General features: G+C 64.7%; 2 protein-coding genes. Both read right to left on the bottom strand.

The genetic code is table 11. The features are described 5' to 3' along the window. Nucleotides 1-9: 9 nt before the first annotated feature. Nucleotides 10-1,035 (bottom strand): alpha/beta hydrolase, encoded by a 1,026-nt coding sequence (locus tag PKA57_RS07465; protein ID WP_324299093.1) that lies wholly within the window; start codon nt 1,033-1,035, stop codon nt 10-12. 29 nt (nt 1,036-1,064) lie between these two features. Next, entirely contained in the window at nt 1,065-1,739 is a 675-nt protein-coding gene (locus tag PKA57_RS07460) for a TetR/AcrR family transcriptional regulator (protein ID WP_324299091.1), read from the bottom strand. Between the last annotated feature and the right edge of the window lie 173 nt (nt 1,740-1,912).

Here is a 1,912-nt window from a genome sequence, read left to right as displayed (position 1 = left end):
CCCGCCTTCTCAGGCGTGGAGAATGCGCCGCACGTCGCGGGCGATTTCCTCGCAGGCGCGTCTTGCGGCGGGAACCGTTCCGGTCATCGCTGTGAAGGCGTGCGCGAGGCGGTCATAGCAGCGATAGGTCGTGCGGACGCCTGCCACGCGGAGCTTGTCGGCATAGGCCTCGCCCTGATCGCGCAGCACATCGAAGCCCGCCGTCACGACGACCGCGGGGCAAAGCCCCTCGAGTTCGCCAGCCTTGAGCGGCGAAGCGCGAAGCTCTTTCGCCTCGCCGCGGTCATGAAGATAATGGCCGATGAACCAGTCCATGATCTCGCGCGTGAGCGGATAGACGTTCTCGCAGCTCGTCCATGAGCCGCCCTGCCATTCCATATCCGTCACGGGATAGATGAGAAGCTGAAGCGCGGGCTCCTCCTCGTCCGACCGCAATGTTTCCTGCGCGACAACGGCGGCGAGATAGCCGCCCGCGCTGTCGCCGCCGACACCGATGCGGCGCGTCATGCCGAGCTTCTGGGCGTTGTCGCGCGCGAAACGATAGGCCGCGAGCGCATCCTCGACGGCGGCCGGATATTTGTCCTCCGGCGCCAGGCGATAAGCGACGGAAAGAACGACGCACTCTCCGATCTCGGACAACATCGAGCAGAAAGTGTCGCAGGTATCGAGATCGCCAATGACGCAGCCGCCGAAATGGAAGAAGACGAGACCGGGAAGCGGCCCCGAGGCATTGGCGGGCGTGTAGAGGCGCGCATCGAGCGGGCCTGCCGGGCCCGGCACCTGCATTTCCTCCACGCGGACCTTCGGGCTCCGCGCACCGTCGAGAAGCTTGAGCCCCTGCGCCGTCGCCGCGCGCGCGGCCACCGGGTCGAGCGTAGTGATGGAAGGCGCGCGAGCGCCCTGCGCGGCGAGGAACTGCACGCGGGCATCCAGCGTGCGGCCGTCGATCGTCAGCGGCTTTCCGCCCGCCATGGCGACGAGCGCGCCATCCGGCAATTTGAGCAGAGTGCGGACGATCAGCTTCTGGATGCTCAACCCCTATCCTCCCCCAAGGACATATCCAATCAGGAACCGGCTTCCGTCTTCACGGGCAGCGCGTGGAAACCGTGCAGCACGAGCGTGGTGGCGAAATCCGCCGCGGTCTTCGGATCGATCTCGCCGCGCATGATCATGCGGTCGCCGATCTCCATGGCGATGCCGACCACGGCCGCCATGAGATATTCCGAATCGACCGGCGGCACGTTGCCGTCGCGGATGTCTTCCTCGATGTATTGCCGGATTTCCTCGAAGCCGGCGACCATCTCGGGGCTGTCCATGCGCACGCGCAGCGCCGTCGGATTGCGCCTGATGATCTGGAAGGTCATCCGGTCGCTGGCCAGATAATCGAAATAGGTGCGGAAGGCGTTGCGGATGAATTCCTCGAAGGTGCGCGAGCGAATGCGATCCGCCTTGAGACGGGGCCGGATGCGGCGCATGCCGTCATCCATCAGCGCCTCGAAGACCTCTTCCTTGCTCTTGTAGTAATTGTAGAAGGTGCCGGACGCGAGGCCGGTCTTGCGGATGATGTCGCGGACCGTGGTGGCGCCGTAGCCGAGTTCGGCAAAGACCTCGCGGGCGGCGTTGAGGATCGCCTCGCGATTGTTGAGCTTCGTCTGTTCGCGCTTGCCCATGGGTTTCGCCGAAGCCGCGAACGCCCCCGCCGGTTCGGCGGACAGCTCCTTCTCCTTGACCTCGGTCATGCGCGGGCCGAAGTCCTTAAGCTCTCGGACGCAGTCATCATCCCTCCTGGCGCCTCCCCGGGTTTCCCCGAGCGGGCAACCTCCAATGGGCCTAATCTAAACGAAAGCCCGGCAAGGTCAATTTGCCGCACGCGAGGAGCCTGAAAAAAGGCTCTTGATTCAATGGGTTGAAC

Source organism: Parvibaculum sp. (assembly GCF_035325945.1).
Classification (GTDB): Bacteria; Pseudomonadota; Alphaproteobacteria; order Parvibaculales; family Parvibaculaceae; genus Parvibaculum.
Note: the sequence above shows the minus strand (reverse complement) of the source record. Positions and strands in the feature narration are given on the sequence as shown.